The 3,921-nt window shown below is 42.5% G+C and carries 2 protein-coding genes; both read left to right on the top strand.

Features of this window, described 5'->3' with window-relative positions; all coding sequences use genetic code 11:
* Positions 1 to 189: 189 nt before the first annotated feature.
* Complete coding sequence (locus F6J99_RS42965) at positions 190 to 2,250, top strand: serine/threonine-protein kinase (protein WP_293123038.1); 2,061 nt, start codon at positions 190 to 192, stop codon at positions 2,248 to 2,250.
* Positions 2,251 to 2,786: 536 nt separating this feature from the next.
* A complete protein-coding gene (locus F6J99_RS42960) occupies positions 2,787 to 3,806 on the top strand; it encodes a hypothetical protein (protein WP_293123035.1) in 1,020 nt (339 codons plus the stop codon).
* The last annotated feature ends 115 nt before the right edge of the window (positions 3,807 to 3,921 follow it).

Raw genomic sequence — 3,921 nt, 5'->3', positions numbered from 1 at the left:
TCTTTAATAACCAGAGCCTAGATCTGAATGTATTAACTTAAGCTTCTAGTTAAATCAGGGGTGTTATCTAAGACGATTATTAAGTAGTTTTTAGGAAGTATTTTTGAGCTTGTCCAATTAAAAATATCTTAAAAAACTATCTTACTATCCATATTTACTGTCACAGATAACAAGCTATCAAATTAGGAAATGACCCAAAACAATAATTATCTGGAAAAGCAACAAGAGCAGCTAAATCAGCTTCTGAGTAAAGATAATCGCTATAAAGTTGTAAAATTATTGGGTGGAGGAGGCTTTGGGAAAACTTGGGAAGTAGATGACCAAGGTACGCGAAAAGTATTAAAAGTTCTGCACCACGAAAGTCCCAAGGCTATAGAGTTATTTAAACGGGAAGCGGAGGTACTCAAAAAGCTAAATCATCCAGGAATTCCTAAAGTCGAGCCAGATGGCTACTTTATTCTCCCGCAAGAAGGTGGGAATCAGGATTTGCACTGCTTGGTGATGGAAAAAATTGAGGGGTTGGATTTAGAGAAGTGGCTAGAAGAAAATGGCTATCAACCCATCACACAAGAGCAAGCGATCGCATGGTTGAAACAACTGGCAGAAATCTTAGTTCTAGTGCATGAGCAGAACTGGTTTCACCGGGATATTAAACCTGCTAACATCATGCTCAGACCTAATGGTCAGTTAGCTTTGATTGACTTTGGTGCAGTTAGGGAGGTGACGGATACCTATGTTGAAAACCATCAACAAGGCAATGTTACGACAATTGGGTCACGACCTTACGCCCCGCCGGAACAAGTTAAAGGTAAAGCTGAGTATAGGTCTGATTTTTTTGCCCTAGGGCGTAGCTTTGTCTATTTACTGACAGGCAAACTTGATAACAATTGGCACAATTGGCCAGACAGCGCGACCCAAATATCTGACCCACTGGCAGATTTAATTAATGATCTAATGGCTCCCTCACCAGAGCGGAGACCTGAGAATGCCCAAGATATTCTACAGCGCTTAGAAATAATTGATATCGAGTCTTCCATTCTCTCAATTCTCTCAGTACTGGGTCAACCAGCAAGATTGATTGCAGAGCCGATTCTTAAAAGGAAAATTCGCAAGTGGGCAAAGCAGAGCCGGATTCCTCACATTGCCCTCTACGGTAGAACAGGAGCGGGTAAATCATCTCTGGTCAATGCCATGATGGGAAAGGAGGTTGCTAAGGTTAGGGTAGATCAACCGGAAACCCTAGACCCTGAATCTTACCTATGCCAGCGCAATGGACGGAAATTAGAAATTGTAGATTCCCGTGGTGTAGGGGAAAAGTCCAAGGACGATCCAGCATTTCAACCAGCCATTGACTACATTCTTAAAAAGAGAGTAGATATCCTTTTATTTGTGATTCCAGCCAAAGAGCGAGGGTATGTCGCTCAGGATGTGGAGTTTCTAACCACGCTGCGCCAACAGCACCACCAAGCCCATAATACAGAACTGCCGATTATCTTGGTGATCAACCAGATAGACCTGGTTGAGCCTGCCCGCGAGTGGAATCCACCTTATGACCTGAGTTTAGAATCTACGGCTAATTCCAGAAAGCCTAGTAATGCCAAAGAGCAGAAAGAAATTAATATTATCAAGTGCATTAAAGCAAGACTCCATGACTATCACCAACTTACTGATAGTTATGTTCCTGTTTCTGCCTGTTGGCAGGAGTACGAAGACACAAGGTATAACATCGAGCAACTAGAACTAGAAATATATAAAAATATCTCTGACGATGCTGCTAAATACGGCTTTGGGGGAGCAACTGCGGGCATCCCACTCAAGAGGATCATAGCCAATAAATTTAAGTTGAGCGCAGCCTGGTTTACATGGAGTGCGAGATTTGTTCCCTTTGTAACAAAATTTATACAAAATTTGCTGGTCAGGATGATTGCCAATATTGCTATTCCTGGCCAATACCAAAGTATTACGGTCCAAACATTCCTGGAGCAGTTGGGTGTTAAAGGAACTCAAATCAATTTCAATACTGTGGCGATGACTTTAGCAATTGGTGAAGCAGCGATTAGCTATTTTATTGAGAACCACTCTATAGAAGAAGCTAGACAAGCTTTTGTACAGGAAGAGAAAAGTCGGCAAACAGAACTAAGAGATGCAGAGCCGGAAGATGTGATGGAAATTCTGCGAAACATTGACAGGGAAATTAGCGAGCGTTACGGAATACCGCCTTTATATAAAGACGACAGTGATATTACCTAAGCCTATGGGCTACGGGAACAGCGAACAGGTGCATCTCATATTTGAAAATGTTCTGTAGGGTGCGTTAGGGATGGACTAGCCCTGATTTTCGCATTAGCCAGTATTGGAACAGTCCATCCCGTAACGCACCACCACGTTAAACAACAAAAGTGAGATGCACCCACAGCGAACAGCGGTCAGCTGACAATAAACCGCTTTTGAAAAAATTGAATAGTTCTGTAGGGTGCGTTAGGGATGGACTAGCCCTGATTTTCGCATTAGCCAGTATTGGAACAGTCCATCCCGTAACGCACCACCACGTTAAACAACAAAAGTGAGATGCACCCACAGCGAACAGCGGTCAGCTGACAATAAACCGCTTTTGAAAAAATTGAATAGTTCGAGATTTTATCGAATGATTTTTCCCCTCTTACCTCTTCTTCACTGCTCCCTGCTCCCTGCTCCCTAAAAAAATGTACTTCACCTAATTGAAAACAGCCATAGTTGAATACTTACCTAAATAGTGTTTATTTTTCGCTAGTATATTGAACCCAAAGATGCTGACTATAAAAAAGTTAAAAATCCCCAAAAAATGGCGGTTGCCAAGTTGGAAATTCTGCTTGCCGTTAATAGCCACAATCTTACTAGTGTGGGCTCAAGCTGCCCTTGGCGAAACTACTTCTAACGATTCAGCTGAGCAATTAAACACCATCAATACTATCTGGGTGTTACTTGCCGCTTTTCTGGTGTTTTTTATGAATGCTGGTTTTGGCATGTTGGAAGCTGGCTTTTGCCGTTATAAGAATGCTGCTAATATCTTGACCAAAAATTTGTTAGTATTCTCTATTGCTACACTAGCATTCTGGGTCTGTGGGTTTGCCTTGATGATGGGCAATTCTCCAATTGATCCTATTGATCCTATCGTGGGACTAAACGGATTCTTTTTCCATGAAGGAGGATTCTCTAATTACAATGATGAGCTGAAAGAACTTGGAAAAAATATTCCTCTCAAAGCAGCATTTTTTTTTCAATTAGTTTTTGCTGGAACCGCCGCGACGATTGTATCTGGAGCCGTTGCGGAGAGAGTGAAGTTAAAAGCATTTTTATGGTTTAGCTTTTTCCTGGTCGCTCTTTCTTATCCCATCACTGGACACTGGGTTTGGGCACCTAACGGTTGGCTCAAACAGCTAGGTTTCCTGGATTTTGCTGGTTCAACCGTAGTTCATGCAGTGGGTGGTATGGCAGCTCTAGTGGGTGCTTGGCTCTTGGGACCACGTAAATACCTACGAAAGGAGGACGATAAAATGGTTTCCCGCTATAAAGACGATGGTATTAGGGTAGCTATACGTCCCCATAATCTCAGCATGGCTACTCTAGGTTGCTTTATCCTTTGGCTGGGCTGGTTTGGCTTCAATGGAGGTTCACTGCTGGAAGCTGACCCTGAACAAATAAGTCACATTCTGCTAACAACCAACATTGCTGCAGCAACTGCTGGTCTGACAGCGGCTTTTACAACCTCAAGGCTAGAGCGCTTTAAGAACAAACCAGAACTGTCTATGATCATCCTGGTTGACTGACAAAAAGTTAAGCACAAATTGGTCAAATGCTTATCAGGAGGGAGATAGCAGGTATTGACAGCAAGTGAGTGGGAGCCAGCATTCTAAAGACAGATACCATTCAAATCCTAGGAAT

This window comes from Moorena sp. SIO4G3, from assembly GCF_010692305.1.
Taxonomy (GTDB): domain Bacteria; phylum Cyanobacteriota; class Cyanobacteriia; order Cyanobacteriales; family Coleofasciculaceae; genus Moorena; species Moorena producens_A.
The sequence above is the reverse complement of the archived record's forward strand: the minus strand, read 5'-3'. Positions and strand labels throughout refer to the sequence as shown.

What these genes read in the sequence shown, in the direction of transcription:
- F6J99_RS42960 (WP_293123035.1), top strand. Translation starts at nt 2,787, where the DNA reads ATGCTGACTATAAAAAAGTTAAAAATCCCCAAAAAATGGCGGTTGCCA.
- F6J99_RS42965 (WP_293123038.1), top strand. Translation starts at nt 190, where the DNA reads ATGACCCAAAACAATAATTATCTGGAAAAGCAACAAGAGCAGCTAAAT.